The 20,848-nt window shown below is 44.7% G+C and carries 22 protein-coding genes; 9 read left to right on the plus strand and 13 right to left on the minus strand.

The genetic code is table 11. The features are described from left to right. Positions 1–16 precede the first annotated feature (16 nt). The 5 genes from FTX54_RS10900 to FTX54_RS10920 all read right to left on the minus strand — a co-directional run bounded on the left by FTX54_RS10900 (position 17) and on the right by FTX54_RS10920 (position 5,146). A complete protein-coding gene (locus FTX54_RS10900) occupies positions 17–856 on the minus strand; it encodes a carbohydrate ABC transporter permease (RefSeq protein ID WP_147804750.1) in 840 nt (279 codons plus the stop codon). Next, positions 856–1,851 carry a carbohydrate ABC transporter permease gene (locus FTX54_RS10905; protein WP_147804684.1) on the minus strand — a complete coding sequence of 332 codons (996 nt, stop codon included), beginning with the start codon at positions 1,849–1,851 and terminating at the stop codon, positions 856–858. Before FTX54_RS10905 ends, FTX54_RS10900 begins: the two co-directional genes overlap by 1 nt. A 58-nt stretch (positions 1,852–1,909) precedes the next feature. Further along, positions 1,910–3,250: an ABC transporter substrate-binding protein gene (locus FTX54_RS10910; RefSeq protein WP_147804685.1), complete on the minus strand. Its 1,341-nt coding sequence runs from the start codon at positions 3,248–3,250 to the stop codon at positions 1,910–1,912. 221 nt (positions 3,251–3,471) lie between these two features. Beyond that, positions 3,472–4,104, minus strand: a complete 633-nt coding sequence (locus FTX54_RS10915) for a YesL family protein (RefSeq protein WP_147804686.1) — start codon at positions 4,102–4,104, stop codon at positions 3,472–3,474. A gap of 22 nt (positions 4,105–4,126) precedes the next feature. After that, positions 4,127–5,146 carry a LacI family DNA-binding transcriptional regulator gene (locus FTX54_RS10920; protein ID WP_147804687.1) on the minus strand — a complete coding sequence of 340 codons (1,020 nt, stop codon included), beginning with the start codon at positions 5,144–5,146 and terminating at the stop codon, positions 4,127–4,129. A 311-nt stretch (positions 5,147–5,457) separates the two neighbouring features. Between FTX54_RS10920 and FTX54_RS10925 the strand changes: the two genes are divergently transcribed. The 5 genes from FTX54_RS10925 to FTX54_RS10945 all read left to right on the plus strand — a co-directional run bounded on the left by FTX54_RS10925 (position 5,458) and on the right by FTX54_RS10945 (position 9,052). Then, positions 5,458–6,900 carry a glycoside hydrolase family 1 protein gene (locus FTX54_RS10925; protein ID WP_147804688.1) on the plus strand — a complete coding sequence of 481 codons (1,443 nt, stop codon included), beginning with the start codon at positions 5,458–5,460 and terminating at the stop codon, positions 6,898–6,900. Positions 6,901–6,914: 14 nt separating this feature from the next. After that, entirely contained in the window at positions 6,915–7,850 is a 936-nt protein-coding gene (locus tag FTX54_RS10930) for an ROK family protein (RefSeq protein WP_187254628.1), read from the plus strand. 225 nt (positions 7,851–8,075) lie between these two features. Beyond that, positions 8,076–8,447, plus strand: coding sequence for a hypothetical protein (locus FTX54_RS10935; RefSeq protein WP_187254629.1), 372 nt, complete (start codon positions 8,076–8,078; stop codon positions 8,445–8,447). Between the two features lie 197 nt (positions 8,448–8,644). Further along, the gene (locus FTX54_RS10940; RefSeq protein ID WP_147804691.1) at positions 8,645–8,824 is read left to right on the plus strand and encodes a hypothetical protein; all 180 of its coding nucleotides are present in this window, start codon (positions 8,645–8,647) and stop codon (positions 8,822–8,824) included. A gap of 15 nt (positions 8,825–8,839) precedes the next feature. Then, positions 8,840–9,052 carry a hypothetical protein gene (locus FTX54_RS10945; RefSeq protein WP_147804692.1) on the plus strand — a complete coding sequence of 71 codons (213 nt, stop codon included), beginning with the start codon at positions 8,840–8,842 and terminating at the stop codon, positions 9,050–9,052. Positions 9,053–9,537: 485 nt separating this feature from the next. On the opposite strand, the gene FTX54_RS10950 is transcribed toward FTX54_RS10945, so the two are convergent. The 6 genes from FTX54_RS10950 to FTX54_RS10975 form a co-directional block, all read right to left on the minus strand. Continuing rightward, on the minus strand, positions 9,538–10,002 hold the full coding sequence (locus FTX54_RS10950; protein ID WP_147804694.1) for a pyridoxamine 5'-phosphate oxidase family protein: 465 nt from the start codon (positions 10,000–10,002) through the stop codon (positions 9,538–9,540). A 121-nt stretch (positions 10,003–10,123) separates the two neighbouring features. After that, positions 10,124–10,663, minus strand: a complete 540-nt coding sequence (locus FTX54_RS10955; protein WP_147804695.1) for a GNAT family N-acetyltransferase — start codon at positions 10,661–10,663, stop codon at positions 10,124–10,126. A 56-nt stretch (positions 10,664–10,719) separates the two neighbouring features. Further along, positions 10,720–11,697: a DUF4003 family protein gene (locus FTX54_RS10960; protein ID WP_147804696.1), complete on the minus strand. Its 978-nt coding sequence runs from the start codon at positions 11,695–11,697 to the stop codon at positions 10,720–10,722. Between the two features lie 116 nt (positions 11,698–11,813). After that, on the minus strand, positions 11,814–12,008 hold the full coding sequence (locus FTX54_RS10965) for a hypothetical protein (protein WP_147804697.1): 195 nt from the start codon (positions 12,006–12,008) through the stop codon (positions 11,814–11,816). Between the two features lie 188 nt (positions 12,009–12,196). Next, entirely contained in the window at positions 12,197–12,820 is a 624-nt protein-coding gene (locus FTX54_RS10970; protein ID WP_147804698.1) for a hypothetical protein, read from the minus strand. Positions 12,821–12,981: 161 nt separating this feature from the next. After that, a complete protein-coding gene (locus tag FTX54_RS10975) occupies positions 12,982–13,965 on the minus strand; it encodes an alpha/beta fold hydrolase (protein ID WP_187254630.1) in 984 nt (327 codons plus the stop codon). 560 nt (positions 13,966–14,525) lie between these two features. Between FTX54_RS10975 and FTX54_RS10980 the strand changes: the two genes are divergently transcribed. Beyond that, a complete protein-coding gene (locus tag FTX54_RS10980) occupies positions 14,526–15,479 on the plus strand; it encodes an ATP-binding cassette domain-containing protein (protein WP_147804700.1) in 954 nt (317 codons plus the stop codon). Continuing rightward, complete coding sequence (locus FTX54_RS10985; protein ID WP_187254631.1) at positions 15,476–16,252, plus strand: ABC transporter permease; 777 nt, start codon at positions 15,476–15,478, stop codon at positions 16,250–16,252. The genes FTX54_RS10980 and FTX54_RS10985 overlap by 4 nt, the downstream gene beginning before the upstream one ends. Before the next feature lie 378 nt (positions 16,253–16,630). On the opposite strand, the gene FTX54_RS10990 is transcribed toward FTX54_RS10985, so the two are convergent. Together FTX54_RS10990 and FTX54_RS10995 are read right to left on the minus strand one after the other, a co-directional pair. Beyond that, the gene (locus tag FTX54_RS10990) at positions 16,631–17,470 is read right to left on the minus strand and encodes a metal-binding protein ZinT (protein ID WP_147804701.1); all 840 of its coding nucleotides are present in this window, start codon (positions 17,468–17,470) and stop codon (positions 16,631–16,633) included. A gap of 233 nt (positions 17,471–17,703) precedes the next feature. Continuing rightward, positions 17,704–18,330, minus strand: coding sequence for a CHRD domain-containing protein (locus FTX54_RS10995; RefSeq protein ID WP_147804702.1), 627 nt, complete (start codon positions 18,328–18,330; stop codon positions 17,704–17,706). A gap of 335 nt (positions 18,331–18,665) precedes the next feature. On the opposite strand from FTX54_RS10995, the gene FTX54_RS11000 reads away from it, so the two are divergent. Both FTX54_RS11000 and FTX54_RS11005 read left to right on the plus strand, forming a co-directional pair. Beyond that, a complete protein-coding gene (locus FTX54_RS11000; RefSeq protein WP_147804703.1) occupies positions 18,666–18,992 on the plus strand; it encodes a hypothetical protein in 327 nt (108 codons plus the stop codon). A 782-nt stretch (positions 18,993–19,774) separates the two neighbouring features. Further along, positions 19,775–20,761 (plus strand): 3'-5' exoribonuclease YhaM family protein, encoded by a 987-nt coding sequence (locus FTX54_RS11005; RefSeq protein WP_147804704.1) that lies wholly within the window; start codon positions 19,775–19,777, stop codon positions 20,759–20,761. The last annotated feature ends 87 nt before the right edge of the window (positions 20,762–20,848 follow it).

Below are 20,848 nucleotides of genomic sequence, written 5' to 3' on the forward strand. Positions count from 1 at the left end.
TTTTCATTTCAAACCATTAACTTTTTACTGCGCCATCTGTGATGCTCTTAATAAATAATCTGTTAAACAATAGGAATACGACGATCAATGGGATCGTGGCCCAGAAAGTTCCTGATAAAATCATTCCGTAATCACGAACACGGTCATCCATCAAAGCTCTCAAGGCAACTTGAATTGTATGCATCGACTGATCCTGCAGCACAACTAGCGGCCATAAGTAATCTCCCCAGATGGCCATAAAAACGATAATGCCCAGCGTAGCGAATGCCGGGAGAATCGTCGGTACAATGATATTCCAGTAAATTCGGAAATTCGTACAGCCATCGATTCTTGCCGCTTCAATAATTTCGTCCGGCACAGCGCTCGAAATATACTGTCTCATCCAGAAAATTCCGAAAGCATTCATCAGACCGGGAACGATAACCGCCCTAAGGTCACTGAGCCAGCCCAGCTGGGTAATAATAAAGTAGCTGGGAATTAAGCCGAGCTGCGGCGGAATCATCATCGTTCCAAGAATGAAGACGAACAGAACGGACCTTCCGGGAAACTCCAATTTCGAAAAAGCAAAACCTGCCAGAGAACAAAGGATAATAACCCCTAAGGTGACAGACGTGGCAACGATCAGAGAGTTAAGCATCGCCTGAAAAAATGGAATGCTGTCCAGTACTTTCTGGAAATTTGCCACTAGCTCAGACCCCGGCACCATGGCAGGAGGAGACTGATTGATCAGATTGTTTGGATTGGTAGCCATTACAAACATCCAGTAAAAAGGAAACAGGGAAGCCAGAGCTACGATAATCAAGCCAAAATAGACAAGTATCTTCCCTACAGTCTGTTTATTTTTTTCTGATTTCATCATTTTGAACCCACCTTACTGGACTGACCTATGCGATTAGCGAAATACATATTAACGGAAGCAAACACAATAATGATAAAGAACAGAACAATTGCTGTTGCAGAGGCTGTTCCGAAGAAGTTGCTTGCAAAAGCATCACGGTATAAGTAAAGCACTACCGTAATACCTTCCGGACGACCACCGCGCCCCTGGAAAATATGCGGCTCTGCAAAGATCTGCAGCGCTCCAATTGTTGCCGTAAACACTGTGAAGAGGATAAACGGCTTGAGCATCGGAATCGTAATATGCCAGATCTGCTGACGAAGCGTCGCTCCATCAATTTTGGCAGCTTCATACAGGTCATTAGGAATACTCTGCATACCCGCTAAATAAATAATCGTATTGTAGCCGACCCATCGCCAGAAAACCATCGCAGAAATCGCCACTTTCGCTCCCCACTCCGAACGCGTCCACGTAATTGGGTCGAATCCGAACAATCCGATAAACGAGTTTACAAGACCGGATTCCTGATTGCTGAAGAGGACACTAAAGACGATGGCCACTGCTACAATCGAGGTGACGTAAGGCAGGAAGATAGCCAGCCTGAAAATACCTTTGTACTTGACCAGTACAGAGTTCAGGGCAAATGCCAGCAGCAGTGCGACGATTAACTGAGGGGCTGTTCCCATCAGACCTATAATGACCGTATTATAAAGGGATTTCCAGAACAGCGGATCGTTGAAAATGATCACAAAGTTGTTCAGCCCGACGAAGTTCATATCTCCCAGTCCATCCCACTGGAAAAAAGCCAGGTAAAAACTAAATATAATCGGGAAGATTCCAAAAACAGCAAAGAGTAAGTAAAAAGGAGAAATAAATAAGTATCCGGACGCTATGTTTCTCTGCTTTTGTGAAAATGTCCGTGCTTTTTTCTTGGCAGGTTTGTTACCGGGAGGTTGACTGTTTACTTCCTGCGGTTCATTTTCTTCTATTTCTTTTCGATATGGCTCAGACATGTTTTCCCTCCTCATTGAGGTCAGTGGGCACCCGCAGATGCCCACTGAAGTGTTTGATTTATCTTGCTAGTCTTTGTTCTGTACGCTGGAGAATCTCTTCCCATTCTTCTTCCGGATCGGCTCCGTCCATAACATTAAACAGCCCGTCGATAATTTCCGTATTTACATCTCCGTACTGAGGTCCTTTATGCACGTGTTCTACTTCCAGAGCGGACTCCGCAAAAATTTCTGCTGTATTCTGACCGCCAAAGTATTCATCCGTCGTATTTACGAATTCTTCCATCTCGTAAACTTCCGGTGTGGAAGGAAAAAGTCCCATATTTTCGTACGCTTTCATCTGCTGCTCCGGTGCAAGGAGCCATGTCAAAAATTCAAAAGCTTCCTCCGGGTGCTCGGACTGTTCCGGAATAGTTACCCACGATCCGCCCCAGTTGCCTGCACCTTCAGGCATCGTCGCCATTCTCCAGTTCGTTTCATCCGGAGCATTATCTTTAATTACTCCCTGCATCCAGGCTGGTGCTAAAAGCGTTGCGTAGCTTCCGTCAGCCATACCGCCGCCCCATTCAGGAGTCCACATGGCAAGGTTGTCAATATAATCACTCTGAATCATAGATGCGGCCTCATCGTATGCTTCCTTCACATAAGGAGAAGAATCAAGAATCAGCTCGTTTTCCTCATTAAAGTAGGATTCAGGAGCCTGGTCCCGCTTCGCATTGAAAACGGTTTCCGGGTTATCCGCCATTGGAATTCCTGTCTCTGTAAGTATCGTGTCGGCAGCTTCCCTGTAGTCATCCCACGTTTCAATCATGGCTTCCACTTCTTCAGGATCCGACGGCAGGCCGGCTTCTTCAAAAATATCCGCACGGTAGTACATGACCGTCGGGCCGATATCTGTCGGGATGCCGAATTGGAAATCTCCATCTACGCTGGAGCCGATCTCCCATACCCAGTCCAGATAGTCATCTTCAATTTCTTCTGCACCCAGGTCATTTAAGTTAATAAATTGATCTTCTGCGTCTTTATAGCTGTCCATTTCCGACACTTCTATAGCTGCCATGTCCGGAGCTCCACTGCCCGCAGAAAGCGCTGTGAAAAAGTTGTTATGGTGGTCTTCCATATCAATTTCCTGAAAATTGATGCTTACTTCAGGATTTTCTTCTACATATTCTTCCGCAAGTTCCGGATACCCGGTAGCACCAAACAGCCAGAATGATAATTCTACTTCTGCTTCCTCTGAGCCAAGACTTGTTACTTCCGCTTCTTCTTCATTTGCCTCGACGGAATTTTCCGCAGAAGCTTCATTATTTCCCTCTGCATTTCCTTCTGAACCGTCATTTCCACAAGCTGTAGCTACGACAGCAAATGTCAGCAGCCCTGTCATAAATCCGTACTTTTTCATAATAAATCCCCCTTATTTGCTTTTATCGTGCAATGACCAAAATCGTATACCAGCTGTCTGTTTACTAAACCGGTTTCGTTAATATCAAAAAAATAAAAAAGAGACTCTTTTGCCAATCCGCGTGAAGCTGATTATTTACTGAAAGGCATTTCTTAAATTAACTAAATCGGTTTCGTAATGTCATTGTATCTCCCATCATTTTTAATGTCAACGCTTTCTTTTTAATTATTTTGATAATCGTCCTCCCTTTGCGGAAGATAAATATTCAGGCGCTGAGATTTTTGAAACGTTACAAGCAGAATAAGGCTGCCAGCTGCGCTGACAGAAAAGAAAAGATAAAGAACGGGTACCAGGTAAAGAATATAATGAAAGAGACCAATGCTGACGATCGTTGTCACCGTTAATACCGGCGAAGATAAACCATACACCGCCGCCGACTTAATCGAAGATAAGGTGCTGCCTCTGCGATGGACGAGCAGCGGAAAACTGAATAGAAAAAGAATAATGTACAGAAATAACAGGCAGACAGCCACGCCGAGCAGAATCGGAGCCAGTGTATGTTCGAGACGGAAGATAAAATAAAAGTCCACGTATAATATCGCGCCTCCAGCTGCAAACAGTAGCATAAGCAGGTTTGCCCGCAGGAAATAGCGCTTGTAGGCATTCCAGAACGGGATCAGTGTTTTTGTCGTCCCCTCTTCCCCTTTCATCCATTTATGAAGGACTTCATACACGGCGGCCAGAGCCGGGGCTGCCCCGAAGATTCCCAGCCCGAGAAGCGTAAACGCGATCCAGAGAATATTTAAGTAGGCCAATCGGAAGATCCAGTCAAGGACTTTCTCAAGCTTTTCCATTCTTTCTCTCCTTTCTGTCTCTCTAGTTAACTCTGTCCGGACCGCTCGATTCTCTAACAATCAATTCCGGTTCAATCATAATATGCGTTTTATCAATTTTCTTCTGGATCATATCATTTAAGATAAATGCTGCCATTTTCCCTATTTTCTCTTTATCCTGTTTTACCGTCGTTAACGGGGGATCCACGTGTCGTGAAGCCATGATGTCATCACAGCCGATAATTGAAAAGTCAGCGATATCGTAAGGACTTTCCTTAATAGCTTTCATCGCTCCCATAGCCATTAAATCGGAAGCTGCAAAGACAGCTTTCGGAACGGGGTCTTTCTCGAGCAGTTCTTTCATGAGCTTATAACCGCTTTCTTCAAAAAAGTCCCCGTAAACGACCCAGTCAGAATGAACTTTCAGCCCGTACTTTTTCATGACGTCCAAAAAACCTTCCAGTCGTTCACGTGAAATCAGCGAATCTTTTTTTCCGGAAATAAAGGCAATGTCGCGGTGTCCAAGAAGATAGAAGTGTTCGACAGCGAGACTTGATATCTGCAGGTTGTCCGTCATAATATAGGCCGATTTTTCTCCGGAGAGCTTGATATCTACTCCCAAGCAGGGTACATCGCTGTTATCGAGATCGTAAATCGAAGGCTCCACTTCATCGCCGCCGATAATAATGCATCCATCAACATTATAATGCTGACAGCGTGCCAGATAATTTTCATCTGCTTTATTAAATTTTTCGTTGGAAAAGAATAACAGATCATAGCCTTCTATACCCATTGTTTTTTTAAACGAGCTGACGACCTCCACAAAAAAAGGATGATTAAAATTAGCATTGATTTTCCCTGCGTAAATGACACCGATGACTTTCGTCACTTTTTTCGCCAGGGACTGCGCCGCGTAGGAAGGCCGGTAACCATGCTCATCCATGATTTCCCAGACTCTTTTTTTCGTTTTCAAGCCGACATCATCGTAATTATTAATAATTTTAGAGACGGTCGCCTGAGAGACCCCCGCAAGTTTTGCGATCTCTTTTATTGTCATTTTCATTCTGCAATCTCCTTATTTAAGCAATCTGTCACCTGTAAAGGCGGTGTCCTGCTTTCGGGACCTCTTTATCATATCAATCGGACCTCTTTCTAACAACGTTTCCATTACCTGTTTATGAATTAACAGAATACACACGATGCTTTCAAAAAAGAGGGTGCGGGAAAAGTTGTTTTGACAAATGAAAAGGATTGTCATATACTTTTTACGAAACCGTTTTCGTAATGTCAGTTTACCTTGTTTTTCCGAGTTTGTAAACGCTTGCCCTCATGCTTTTTATTTAATTATATTTTTTTAAAAGGAGATGCTGCTGTATGTTTCACGAAACTACCCGCCCCTTCCCTAAAAACTTTCTATGGGGATCTGCTTCTGCTGCTTATCAGATTGAAGGAGCATGGAATAAAGACGGGAAAGGCCCTTCTGTCTGGGACGTCTATACGAAGCAGGAAGGTACGACTTATAAAAATACAAACGGGGATGTTGCTGTCGACCATTATCACCACGTGAAAGAGGATATCGACCTTATGGCAGAGATGGGCTTGAAAGCATACCGTTTCTCTATAGCCTGGTCCCGGATTTTCCCCGAAGGAAATGGGGATATTAATGAAAAGGGTCTTCAATTTTATGACGAGCTGATCGATTACCTTATTGAGAAGCAGATTGAACCGATTATTACCATTTATCATTGGGATCTTCCTCAAGCGCTGATGGATCAGTACGGCGGCTGGGAATCCAGAAAGATCATTGAAGACTTTAACCAATACTGTATCACACTATACAAACGGTACGGAGACAGAGTTAAATACTGGGTCACATTAAATGAACAGAACGTATTTATTGGACTCGGCTACCGCTCAGGTATGCATCCGCCCGGTGTTAAAGACATGAAAAGGATGTATGAAGCGAGCCATATCGCAAACCTTGCAAACGCCCAGGCGATTAAATCTTTCCGTAAATATGTTCCGGACGGTTCGGCAGGCCCGAGTTTTGCCCTCAGTCCCGTCTATCCTGCAGACAGCAGGCCCGAAAATGTACTCGCTGCCGAAAATGCAGAAGAAATGATGAACCACTGGTACATGGATGTTTATGCCTGGGGCACGTACCCTAAGACGATTATGGCCCACCTTCAGCAGAAAGGGACAGCTCCGACGATTGAAGAAGGAGATATGGAACTCCTGCAGGAGGGTAAACCCGATTTTATGGGAATCAATTATTATCAGACAACAACAGTCGAAGCCAATCCTCTCGATGGCGTGGGCGAAGGAAAAATGAATACTTCCGGTAAAAAAGGCACATCCTCTGATTCCGGGGTTCCGGGGTTATTTAAGACAACGAGAAATCCCAACCTGCAGACAACAAACTGGGACTGGGAAATCGATCCTGTCGGGCTGCGTATCGGCATGCGGCGCATTAAAAACCGCTACAACCTTCCGATTCTTATTTCAGAGAACGGTCTTGGAGAGTTCGATAAATTAGAGAGTGACGATCAGATTCATGATGACTACCGTATCGATTATATTAAGCATCACCTTCTGGAAATTCAGCAGGCACTGACAGACGGAGTTGATGTGATCGGCTACTGCACGTGGTCCTTTACTGATTTGTTAAGCTGGCTGAACGGCTACCAGAAGCGATACGGTTTTGTCTATATTGATCGAGATGAAGAGAGCGAGAAAGAACTGCGGCGTTTAAAGAAAAAAAGCTTCTACTGGTATGCGGAAATTATTGCGTCCAACGGCCGACAGCTGGATAAATGAATGGAGGGAAAACAGTGGATGAGCAAAACTATTTAGCCTTTGACATTGGAGGAACGAGTGTTAAATGGGGACTTCTTACGAAAGAAGGCACGTTTCTTCAAAAGAGCACTTTTTCCTCTGAAGGATCAGATGGGAAAGTGATTTTACAAAAAATAAAAGAAGTTGTCGATTTATACCGCTCTTCGCTTCAGGGAATAGCCGTATCCGCTCCCGGCTTTATTCTCCCTTCCGGATACATCGAATACGGAGGAGCGATCGATGCTTTTACCGAATTTCCGTTTCAGGAAGTCCTGAGCAGAAATACCGGACTTCCTGTATCGATTGAAAACGACGTTAACTGTGTCGCCCTTGCCGAAAAATGGCTTGGGAACGCACAGAAGCTGACGGATTTTGTATGCATTACCGTAGGGACAGGAGTCGGTGGAGCGCTCTATTTAAATAATGCTCTCTACCGGGGAAACAACTTCCGGGCCGGGGAAGCCGGATTTATGGTTACAAACGGTCTGCAGTCAACGATGAAAGGCGGAGATACGCTGAGCACCCTCGCTTCTATGACAGGCCTGCGCGAAAAGTATGCGGCTTATCATTCGCTCGATCCCGAAAAGGTCACCGGCGAAATGGTCTTCCAGGCTTATGATGAAAAAGAACCGGCTGCGGTCCATATCGTTGAAGATTTTTACCGGTCCCTGGCAATCGGCATTTTTAATATCAACTCTTTTCTTAATCCTCAAAAGATACTTATCGGCGGAGGCATTACAAGCCGGCCCTCTTTTATCCGAGAACTGCAGAGCCATTTGTCGTACGTAGATAATGTATTTCATGCAGAAATTGAACTCTGCCGCTTTAAAAACGATGCAGGAATGATCGGTGCTCTCGCTTTTTTTCATTCGCAGTATGAAAACCATCAATCTCCTTCTATTCTTAAAGCTAAAATACCGCTTGATAAATAATTTAGAAAAAGCTGCTCAGCATCATTCTGCTGCAGCTTTTTTCTTTGCTTTTGATCGCGCTTCAACAGTAACTGCCATTCTTGAATCACTTTAAATAGGTAAATCAGTGAAACTTCCCCTTTTTCTTTTCGTAATAGAAATATACTTTTCTACTTTATCGCACAGGTAAATAGTGCCTTTATTTCTGCAAAGGGGATTCCCCGTGCTTTTTTCAGACGGCTTACTTTGCAAATGGCTGATTCAGAAGTAATCGTTTCAATTATTAAAGCTGCTTTTAAAATAATGGAGGGGAATAAACTGGACTATATTATAAAAATGGCAGGATCAATTTTCGTGGGAGGGCTCTTATTAACCGGAGTCTGGTGGCTTTCGGATTTCGCATGGCAGAACGTATTGTTTCTCGGCGGTGCCATTCTCGCCGTGCTGAGCATCGGTGGAACTGCCAGCCCGGCCTTTAATCAAACCATCGTTCAAACACGTGACTCCTCTGCCGCAGAAGACATGAAAAAAGATTACCCCGCTGCCTTAAATCCCTATTTTATCGGGCTTATACTTTTGACGCTGTCTGTCATTCCACTCGATTTCCTTCTTGGGTAGAGATCTCGTGTCTCCGGTTCATCAATCCCGATTAATAAGCTTGTCTGCACGCACGGGTTAGAACCAGTCCCTCTTCCAGAAAGGTTGCCTAAGGATTTATTTATTTAGAACGGCCCATTATCGCAGCATAAAACTTTTTTAACAAAAAGATAGTCCCTTTTCTGTGATTTCCGGTTACTATTTTAGGAGGTAATTAATTGAACTGGATATTAGGTACTCTCGCATTAACTGCTGTTATGACTTATCTGGCGATGGAAGCAGCTACATACAAGGATAGAGGAAATGGACTTCGCTCTTACTTGAAAGCATTCAGAACGTCTCTTCTTGTCCTCGTTCCTTTTTTCATTATCAGTGGATTATTTTATTATCTGTTTTGAAGAGGAGAATATTTTATGAGCTGGATGTACATAATATTAATAATAACGATGATGGTGGGAATATTATTATTTTTCACCGGCAGAAGAAAAGGAGCCGGAATATATTTATTCTTTGGCGGAATGGCACTAATCACTCCGGTATTTATTTCAGCCGGCTGGTTTCACGCTCTTCCACTCGTTCCAGCTCTCTCCTTATTGATATCTTTTTTAATGACTAAACTACCTTGAAAATAAAGTAGTTAAGTGATGAACGTGCGCTTTCGTTTCCATGGGGGTGCTTTCCGGGCGCCCCGGAGTCGTCCCATGTCCACTCCAGCTTACGATAAAAAGACAGAGAAGTATCTGCCATCTAACAAAGAAATCCCCTTCCTGTAAAAGGGCATTTTCATCCTTCATGGTGCACTGTTTTTGCATGAGAGTCTCTGTTAAAGCTGTTGTTGATATAAATAAGAGTACTTTGCTTCAACTCACCAATACAGAAAGCCTGCTGGTTGAATCAAGAAGGGACCAAGGTAAAAACCAGTGCCAAGGCGATTTTTCAAGACGCCTGCGGAAAAAGAAAGCGGGAAGATCCTCCCGGACGACAGGGAAGCCGAATGCTTTCTCCGCGGCAGGCGGAGGAGCCGCAGGCACTCCAATAACAACACGGAGCTTTAACAGAGCCAATGACTAAAAAGAAACTCCTGCCGTCTTCCTTTTTCATGATTAACATTTTACACAGAGGACTTATTTTCCATATGACTTGATGGCGTAAACGATTGATCACGGACGACGACAGACTCCGGAGTAAAACAGATCAATACATTACTGTTATCCAGACCTTTAAACCTGGGATCCCAATGTTCTTTGTTTTTCCCTAAATAGCGGACAAATATTTCGTCGGCTGTCTTTTCGTCAAACGGCTTCACTTCTGCTCTGCCTCTAAAACCAATATGTATAACTAAACCGCTGCGATAGTTGAAATCCACAATTCCTATAGCGCATTTTGGATTATTTTTTATTTTTTCGGGAAAGGTATCGGATGAAGTTCCTACAATCCAGATTTTTTCTCCGTCCCAGTAGAACCAGACCGGAGAATCCCTCGGAGCATCTTCCACGCTTGTTGCTAAATGCGCAAACAACGGCTTCTTCAGGAATTCATCCAGATCCAGGTTTGTGCCTCGCTTATAAATTTCCATTCATTATTCGCTCCCTTATATGCAGAATTTGATTATCTATATTGCTTACATTCAGGGTATCACCGTAACGAAACCAGGTACTTTTCAATTCAGGCAGAACTTAAAGGAGAAGGAGGAGCGGTTACTCCCACTCCTCCTTCAGCATGCCGTACACGTAATGATCCACATACACTTCGTACAGCCTTTCGCTCTGTCTTAAACAGCCTTCTCTTTGAAAACCAAGGCGTTCAGGAATGGCGGCACTTTTGGAGTTTTCTGCTGCCGCACGGATCTCCACACGCTTCATCCCCAGCTCCTCGAAGCAGTAATTTACGACAGCACGACAGGAATGTGTCATCAGCCCCCGGCCGGTAAAGGATTCTGCAAGCCAGTAACCGATAGAAGTCGAATGGTTCGTCCAGTCAATTTTATGCAGGCCGATAACTCCCGCAAGTCTGCCTTCAAACCAGATCCCTGCCTGAAATCCATCATTTTCTCCAAACTGCTTCATACTCGAAGTAATAAAGGCCAGGGAATCTTCTTTTGACTTTATATGATCCACCCATGGCAGCCACGTACGGAGACTCTCCCGTGATTCGTCTGTGATAAAAAACAGTTCCTCTGCATGGCGCGGTTCGAGCAGCTTTAATTCCAGCTTTTCATTGATGACATACGTAAACATAACTTCCCCCTGCTATTCTATTCAACGAATTTGCTGCAGTAATTATACCTTCGCACTCAGCTTCCCGCAGAAGTTGAAGCAACTGCCCCACCGGCAATCATGGCGACCATCGCGGCATTTTGTGCTTCCATTACTGTTTCCATCGTTGTAAACAATTGAATCTGCATAGCTTTCTGCTGATCAAAGAGCGTTACCAGCACCATATTGGCTGCAGTTAGGCTGTTCCAGTCTTTATGCCAGCGGAACGTCTTTTTCGCATTCAGTTCATCCGTCGTCTTTTTTATCTCTTCAAATGTTTCTGCTTCAATAGAGGTCAGAGCGAGCAGCGCGATGACAGGATAATGCATCGTTTTTAATTTCAGACCGGCTTTTTTCCATTTGTCCAGCGCTGCTTCGGTACGCTCTATTAATTCTTCTTTTTCATGATTTTCATCCAGAGAGAGAATATGGCTTAAAAACTGCAGATCATTACCCTTCCGCAGGCCGAGTCCGGAAGCTTCCTTGTAAAAATATTCAATGCGGTTCATCAGGCGCTTCGTGTCTTCCTCCCGCTGGGCTAAAAGAGAAGCGAGCGGATAGTCGTGCTCGGATGTAATAAAAGGGTGCTCTTTGCGCATAGCCCGGTGAACTTCCATTGCGCGTGCGGTCTGTTCCTGAAAAGGAACGCTGCGGTCTCCGGAGGATAAAAGGACAAGTGCTGTCGTATACGTTGATGCTCCTGACTTGAATTTTTGACTTCTAAGCTCTGCGTATATCCGCTTTACGTCCTCTAAACGCTTTTTCGGCTCCTCATACCCTGTATCAAGTACTGCTGTCATCGTCCAACGAAGAGAAGATCGCAGCGGAGAAAACAGCGAAGCACTTTTTTTAATATGTTCGCTGAGAAAACGGTACTGCTCTACTGAAAACTCCTTCTCTTTCAGGACGTACATGGAGGCGATGTGCATGGGCATCTTGGAGTCCAGTAATTCCCACCTGAGTAATTTTTTCAGCTGCTTATACACCTTCTCATACTGCTGAATCTGTTCATTCATAACGAAACCCTCCTTTTCATTTTTTGAGATGAGCAAAAAAAGCCTAGATAGATTTCATAATATTGGACGCGGGTTTTTGGTCTGCTTTTTTTCAAAAGATGCAGTCGTCTCTTTATTTAATTCATACAGGAAGCATCTGTTAAAGAGAAAAGGTGCGCTTGATCAACAGTAACTGTGCCCCCTTCGTCCATGCAGGCTTCCATAACCCTTAAATTTTTTTCATGATTTTCATCTATTTGATGGATCCGGGTCATCGTTAAAGCAATAATCACCAGAGAGACTGCAATGGGCAGCAGCCTTTTTTTATTCATTCGTCCTTCCCCCCTTCTTCAAATACAACAGGTATTTCTCTCTCAAATTATTTCTGTAATTAGATGGCTGATTCCTTCTAAATCTTACATTTAGTGAGTTTTGTTCCATCCTTCTTCCTTAAAAATAATGCTGAATAAAAAAGACTCTCCGCAATGGAAAGTCTTTTTCTCGTTCTTATTTCTATTTTTTAATTTTGATAAGCAGCAGAATCTTCCTCACCTTCGATGATTCTGTCCACTTCCCATTCATATGCACCGATCGCTCTGTTCACCGCTTGCCTCGTTTGATAATCATCCGTAGCGTATGGGATAGTAAGAGTTCTCGTTCCATCAGAGAACGTATACGATAACACACGCTGGGACTCTTCTTCTTCAACTCTTGCTACATACACTACTTCTTCCCATGCCAGGCTTTTTTCTGTGACACTCCAGAATGCATTCACCTGCACGCCGTCCTCATCCAGATACGCATAGTGATAAATCGAAAGAACAAATACCGGCAGCGTCAGAACCATTAATGTAAAATGCAGACCCGATAATTTATCTTCCCTCTTCTTTCTCTCAAAGAACGCTTTGGCTGCATAAAGAGAAAAGAGACAAAGTGAAAGCCAGACCATAGCCGCTCCAAATCCGAGATAGGCCTCTGTAGGACGGATAAACGTCCAGTGGTCATAGGAAAAGAAAAGCAGATCCTGAATCATCATGACTGCCGCAAACGGGATGAAAAAAGCTGAAATTAACAAAAGTGGTCCCGCACTAAGGACGTACGGCAGAAGAGCGTCAGCATCTGCCTCTTTTAGACGTTTGAACATGAAAAAACCTCCCAGAATCTCCCTTTTTAAAAGTACGACCCCGGAAGCGCTTTGGTTTCATAAAGATAGATATGGAAGAAATACTCATGATTCGCCTTTTTGTCGCCTATCCAGCAAATGGCTTTTCTCCTAAAGGTCCGAGGACGTCTTCTGCAGTTTCCTTATTCGGGCTCTGCTTCTATTTCCTGAGACTGGAGGTGTTTCCGAATTTCAGTAATGACTGCTTCCGGTCTGTGATGGTGGATAAAGTGTCCAGTTCCGGAAATTACTTTCTGATCGGCACGGCTGGAGTAAGATACAAGCTCCTTCTGACTTTCCTTCCATCCCTCCCTGTGAGGAAAATCAGAGGTGAGCACAGTAAGCGGAATGTCGCCGATATCTCCTCCTTCTGCAACCGTGATGCCGTTTTCGTTATATAATTCCCTTTCTGCAATCATCGTATCGTTCCACATATTCTGCAGCGTGAGTGCTTCATTCATTCGGCGGACGTTTTCCGGAAGCGTTTTATAAGGGGAGACTTCCGCGGAAGCTACACTGTCATTTTGTACTGCAAGCCTCAGCAGACCTGTCGTTTTTGCCCCCTGGTACAGTCTGGCCCGCATCGGTATCTCCGTATCGCGAACAGCGGCGTTGGCAGGATTCACGCCATCGATTAACACAATGCCAGCTGTCTTTTCAGGGTAAAGCTGAGCGTACCGCAGTACTTCCATGGCTGCCATAGAATGGGCGACAAATGTATATGGAGGTTCTTTCCCGCGTGCCTCGAGCGTCGCTTCCAGTTCCCCCGTCACCGTATCCACCGTACGTTCTTCTGCAGCCTCTTCGCTCCATCCATATCCGGGCCTTTCATAAAGAATGGTATGATAATCTTCCGACAGGGTTTCCTGCAGGTGATACATATCTGCATAGGGAGAAGGGGTGCCGCTTCCTGCTGTAAATACAAGCGTTTCACCTCCTTCTCCTTTTTCATACGTATGGAGGGTACTGTCGTTAATATCGGTCAGCTCTCCGGGCGGTGGATAGGCTTTCTCATCCGACGAGGCCGCCCAAAGCTGATAAAACGTTGTTCCTGCAAGGAAAATGGCAAATCCTGCAAGGACTGCCAAAGCCGTTCGAAACCGCGGATTACTTTTTAATTCTTTCATCTGATTATCTCCAATCTTTCCTATCATCTTTCCGCGGAAACTGTAAGAAAACTTTTTCTGAAGAAGCGGGAAGTAACTGTTTTCCTCTTCCCGCTTCGAAGCTCATTATAACCCTTTCCCTCCTGCTTTGCCGAAATATTCTATTTTATATCTTCAACCGGAAAAACTCCTGCCAAAAATGAGGCAGTACCAAAAGGTATATCGAGACAGCCCGGAAAGCACGCGCGGAGCCGGAGAAGGAGTTAAAAAGCCTGTTAGACAGGGATTTGTCTAACAGGCTTTTATCCGTGCGAAACCGAGTTCTTATCCTTATAGGACAGCTCCATTCACCGTTATTGAACTTACTTAAGGGAAATGCTCCAGGAAGCTGAAACCTCCTCCACGGCAGGTCAGTTGCAGCGAAGTTTTCTACATTGATCAACAACAGACATTAACACAGCGTAAAATAGAGTACAGCACAATTCTAAAGGAACGAAGTATAAATCCGCAAAGCTCCAATCAGGAAATGAAAGTGGTATGATACTTATACTTCCAAAGATTATACATGAGGAGCGATGACGATGACGAAGGGTACGATTGAAGTCCACGGATTGGAAAAAACGTTTAAAGATCAGTTTCAAGCTGTAAAAGGCATTTCTTTTTCAGTCAAAAAAGGAGAATGTTTTGCTTTTCTTGGGCCAAACGGAGCTGGAAAATCCACGACGGTCAAAATGCTGACAACACTTATTGCTCCTACAGGAGGCCAGGCTCTGGTCAGCGGTTATGATGTTTTAAAGGATCCCGGCCGCGTCCGCTGGGAAATCGGCGTCGTTCTCCAGGAAACCGGTCTCGATACCGATATGACAGGAAGAGAACTGCTTGAGCTGCAGGGCCGTATTTTTAATCTCTCCAAAAAGGAGGCTTCACGGCGTGCGGAAGAACTGCTGAAAAAGGTAGGGCTGCACGAAGAAGCAGACAAACGCTGCGGGAAATATTCCGGTGGTATGAGGCGGCGGCTGGATCTGGCTGTGACTCTCGTCCATAACCCTCCTATCTTATTTCTCGATGAACCGACGACCGGTCTTGACCCTTTAAACAGAAAAGCGATATGGAATGAAATACACAGGCTGAATAAAGAAGAAGGAACCACTATTTTTCTTACCACTCAATATTTAGAAGAAGCGGATGCGCTCGCTGACTATGTCAGCATTATAAACGATGGGGAAATTGCAGCAGAAGGAACCGCTGCAAGATTAAAACAGGAGATTGGTGCAGATGTGATCCACTGGACATTTACCGGTGAAGAGGATGCACAAAGGGCGGCGGAGACATTCCTCCAAAGGGAAGACGTCCCTGTAGTGCAGCAGGCGGAAACAGTAAAAGTAACGACTGCCGATGCCGGAAGTAAACTGCAGGACTATATAAGTGCTCTTACAGAAGCCGGAATTTCCATGGTATCGGTGACAGTAAAAAGTCCGACACTGGACGATGTTTTTATCAGTGTGACGAATGAAAAGGATGGTGGGACGAAATGAAAGTAATCCTTAGAGACACCATGACACTCACAGGCAGAAGCCTGCTCATTTTAATGAGAAATCCTTTTACTGTAGTTCCCAATTTGTTTATCAGTATCTTTTTTCTGCTCGTCTATACCGGCGGGCTCAGCGGAATCGCTCAGCTTCCTCAATTTGAAGGAGCCGATTACTTGTCTTTCATTCTTCCTGTTTCAATCGTATCCGCTGCTATCGGGGGAGCGGGAGGCGCGGGGCAGATGCTCATACGCGATCTGGAATCCGGCTACTTCGCCCGCCTGCTGCAAACGCCGGTTTCGCGTCTCGCTGTCGTATTAGGGCCGATTATAGCCGGAATGCTGCAGCTGCTTCTGCAGACACTGATTATTTTAGGAATCGCTTTTCTTCTCGGCCTGCAGATTGCGGCAGGTGCCGCGGGTGCCGTGGTACTCATTATTTTTGCCGTCGGATGGGGACTCGCTTTTGCCGGGTACTCTGTCGCTGTTGCGCTTAAAACAAAGAATGCACAGGCTGCCCAGGCAGGGACTTTAATCTTTTTCCCACTGCTGTTTTTAAGTACAACATTTGTCCCGATGGAATTGATCGAATCCCCCTGGATGCGCGGTGCCGCCGTGCTTAATCCAACGACTTATTTGTTTGAAGGGATGAGAAGTGTGCTTATTGATGGCTGGGTGTGGATGCCTCTTCTCACGGGCATGGTTGTAATTGCAGCCGGCTGCTTCTTAACGATCGGGCTTTCGGTACGCAGTGCGAAAATTGCATTCAGCAGAGAATAATTCCACGATTAAATGGGACTTAACAGCCGGACTGGTGGGAAAGTTTCGATTTTCCAACAGGACCCTGCGCTTACGAATAAGTTTACCTTGAAAATAAAACATAGTAGCGTCTTTCTTTTTGGCTTCACGTTCGTAAACGTCCGTCTTCGTTCCCGTAGAGATGCTCCAGGCGGGACAGGCTCAGCTAATCCCCTTCTCCCTCAGGCAGGGCGGGGTGGAAATAAAAACGAAGCGTGAACATGCCCGTGGAAGAAAAAGGCCGGAAGATCCCTCAGGACGAAGGTCACTTGGATACCTCCTGCATACCCGTGCTTCAGCAAAGTTTTCCGTGATAAAAACAACTGACGCTGGCAGGACCGCTGCTACACAAGGTGTTGTTTAGTGGGCGGTCATTTCTTTTTTGATTTCTTCTCCATCAAGGTCTGAAGGATAGTAAGTCGCCCAGTTGGTCACATCTTCCAGAAGTGCTTCCCGGTCATCTCCCCAGTATAAGTGGAAATGGTCTGATTCTGAAGGATATATTTTATGATCGCTGAACTGAATATATTCCGGCATCGAGTCCTCTTCTTCTGCACGTTCAAAGATGAAGCGGACTCCTCTGTTTCCAGCTTCGTAAGTAAGAATTTTATAACCGTCGTACGTATATTCACTGGAATGCTTCTCTTCGCCTTCGTAAAAAGTAAACGTGTCGTCTTCAATAACAATCCGCTCTACGTCTGTTTCGTAGCCGACCTCGTAATATTCTTTGTATTCTTCAACTGTCATTTCCTCATCCTTTGCCGCTTTATGTTCGTATACTTCATCGAGCGTCCCATCCTGGTGATATGGGTAAACAGACTGCCAGTCTCCATTCCAGTCAGATAATGGCCGGCCCTCCACCTGCTCATCCTCAAAATATCCGTTGTAAATCTCCTCCGTTTCTTCATCATGTTCGTGATTATGCTCATGGTCGTGCTCTTCGTCATAATTGTTTTCGTCATGATGGTCATTCTCATCGTTATGTCCGTGTTCATCGTTATGATTATGCCCTTGTTCGCTTTTGGAAAGTTTTTCTTCCTTTTCTCCGTTCTCGTGTTCCTGACCAGGATTACCCGGCTCCTTTGTTTCTTCTTCCGTGGAAGTGTTTTCTGCTTCCTCAGAATCAGAAACGCCGCACCCTGCTGTAAAGAAAGCGGTAAGCGTAAAAATACTTAACGTTTTAACTGATGATATTTTCAATTGGAACACTCCTTAAAATATAAATCGTAACTATTACGATTTATGATTATACAGAGCTTATCTGGAAGCGTCAAGACGGTCCCACTTGTTTTTTATCTTCATTCATATCGATACATATAAAAAGACCTTCAAGACATAATTTTGTCATGAAGGTCTATAACATTTTTCTCATTATTAATGATTCAGTAAATGTTCAGGCCGCTTTATCTGCAAAAGTATTAATACCGGCTGATTTATGCTGTCGTTTTGTTACGACGGCCGATCATCAGCAGACCTCCGGCAAGAGCAGCAAACATACCGATCATAGTGTAAAGCGGACCGTTGGAAGCTGTATCAGCCATCTCTTCTCCCTCATCTGCTTCTTCCTCTTCCGCGGCTTCCCCATCTCCATCTGTTCTATCCAGCTGACCGCGGATTTCGCCGTCCGGATAAGTTTCCGTATGGAGATTGGCATAAATATTCCCATTCACAAGCTCTTCAGAAAACTCCTCCCAGCCCATTTCACCTGCGAGGTCATCTTCAGTAAGGGTTCCGCTGGCAATTTCCCCATCGTAATCAACTGCTTCGTCATTTTCAAAAAGAAACAATTCGACAGGACCGTTTTCCCCAGCTGGACCACTATGTAAATGTCCCGCTAATGTAGCATTTAATTCATGGGCTTCTACTATAAAATCAATTGATTCCCCATCGTCGCTTACGTGAAATTCAGCATGTCCGGAAGCGTCGCTGTCGACCTCTTCCACTTCCTGATCCGGGGTTAATTCAGCCATATAGGATGTCCCGTGTGCAGCGGAAGCAGTTCCGGCAAATCCAGCAAAAGCAACCAGTGACGCGGTAGATAAAACTAATCCTTTTTTCATATTTTTCACTTCCTTTTTGAATTTTCGCATAAGTGCGACTCTTTTTATCCTACCCTTGTCGCAGTCTTTAGTAAACATATTACTGGAAATTTTATTGAAAATCCCTTCTATTTTCCATTATAAACCTTAAATTACAAATAATTGTTATTTTTGGAGATCATTGTTCTTTTTTCAGTCGGTAATTTTATGTAAATCTGCAGCTGCCACGTAGAAAATCTTCATCTTTATACTATTTTTACAGCTGAAAGCTTGATAAACCGTAATAATTTTGAAAACAAGCATGACAGACAACACCGTGATACACTTGTCTTATTATGAACGAAGGAGGAGTTATTATGGCTCATCATACACATGAACATCATACGCACGAGCACTCCCTCTCCTGTGGACATACAAAAATCCGCCACGGAGACCATATCGATTATATTCATGACAGCCATCTTCATCACAAGCACGAAAACCACTGGGATGAATGTAAAATTGAAGTAACCGACAAAAATCCCGACAACTGGGCTCCCGTTCAATCCGACTGCAAGCATAATGAAGACTGCGGCCACGAAATGGTTCCTCACGGAGATCATTTCGACTATGTCGTCAACGGCCGGCTGCACCACGTCCACGACGATCATGTGGATGATCATGGACCGGTGGATATTATTTAAACAGCCTCAAGCCTCCCATTACAGCGGGAGGTTTTTTATTTGTTGGCTGCCTTGAAAATAAAGTAAATAAGCAATAAGCGTGCGCCTTCGTTTCCATGGGGACGCTTTCCGGGTGGGCCGGCTTCAGCTAATTCCTTCCTCCCTTTGGTCGGGCGGAATGGATCTTCGGCTCGTCCTTTATCGCCTCGGAGTCGTCCCATGTTCCCTCCGGCTTACGGCATAAAAGACCTATCATCATCTGCTTTCTAAATAAAGAAAACCCCTTCTTGAACATCATTGATTCCACCTTTATAGAAGGGAAATTCCATTCCTACAGAAGGCTATTTTCATGACTCATGGTGCAAGGCTTTTGCATGAGGGTCTCTGTTAAAGCTCTGTGTTGTTTTTTGGAGTGCCTGCGGTTCTTACGCCTGCCCCGGAGAAAGTATACGGCAGCCCTGTCTTCCGCGATGATCTGCGTGCCTTCCGCAGGCTTTTCTGCCCTGCCACTGGTTTCTACCTTTGTATTTTCTTAATTCAACCGGCGTATCTGTATTTAAAAATCAAAACGAAGAGGAGTTTTCTACGTGTATTAACTACAGACTTTGACACAGCGTAATTCTTAGTCTTTCAATAATGTCTAATCATTAGACATTATTGAGTTAAACCTGCTGTTCGATAGAAGTCCGTCCTGTAAAACCATAATAAGGCAGAGCACCTCCGCTGAAGAAGGAAACTTTTAGCAGATAAGCCGCGGGCAGTATGATAAACTAAAGAAAAATGCCGTTAGGAGCAGTGATTCGATGATAATAGAAGATTTAGCGTTACTCGATCAGCCAAATCAGCAGTTTCAGGGCTTCGGTCTGATTCGCAGTGCCCAGCTTGCCCAGACAAAAAAAGGAGATCCTTTTTATAATTTAAGTATCGCCAAAGGAAAAAAAGAAGTTCCTGCTAAAGTCTGGAGCGAGCTGATCGCAGGACAGGAAGAAGAAGTAAAAGAAGTTCTTCAGGAAGGACGAGTCATTTATTTCGAAGGAGATACTTCCACCTACCAGGACCAGCTGCAGATCACCGTGCGGAACTTCCGGGCGTCCAAAGAAGATGAAGTCGATACAGCGGATTTCCTGGAGATGGCTCCCGAACGGATCGAATCCCTCCAGCAGGAGCTGGAAGATTATATTGCACTGATTGTCGACCCGCTGATTCAGGAAGTCGTCTCATCGATCTATCAAAAGTATAAGAAACCATTTTCCAGCTATCCGGCAGCAGTAAAAAATCACCACTCGTTTGTCGGCGGGCTGCTTTATCATACTGTCTGCATGATTCGTCTCGGCCTCGACGTTTCCAGGCGCTATCCCGGTATTAACCAGGATTTTATTATCGGAGGCATCACCCTGCATGATGCATCGAAAGTTATTGAATACACCAGTTATACGGCCCCGCAGTACAGCGTACCAGGAGAGTTTATCGGCCATATTTCCATGTCCTCCATGCTCGTAGACCGGGAAGTGCAAAAAATCCTTTCCGACCGGGGAGAAAAAGCACAGCTCACAAAGCTGGAACAGGAAGCCGTCTACCAGCTTCAGCACTGCATTCTCAGCCACCACGGCAGACTGGAATGGGGCTCTCCCGTAGAACCTAAAACACTGGAGGCTCACGTCATCCATCTAATCGATATGATCGACTCGCGTGTGAACATGATAGAACGAGGTCTAGCCGACACTCCGGAAGGCGCCTTCACCAAAGTGTTTCCACTCGGCAAATTGTATAAACCGTCGATGGATGAATAAATTATCTTCAATTGGCCCTTGTTTAACTTCCCCAGAAAAAAGGAATAGACTCTCTGGATAGAAAAAATGAACAGTAAAGGAGCTAAT

Origin of the sequence: Alkalicoccus halolimnae, from assembly GCF_008014775.2 — a bacterium.
In the GTDB taxonomy this organism is placed as follows: Bacteria; Bacillota; Bacilli; order Bacillales; family Salisediminibacteriaceae; genus Alkalicoccus; species Alkalicoccus halolimnae.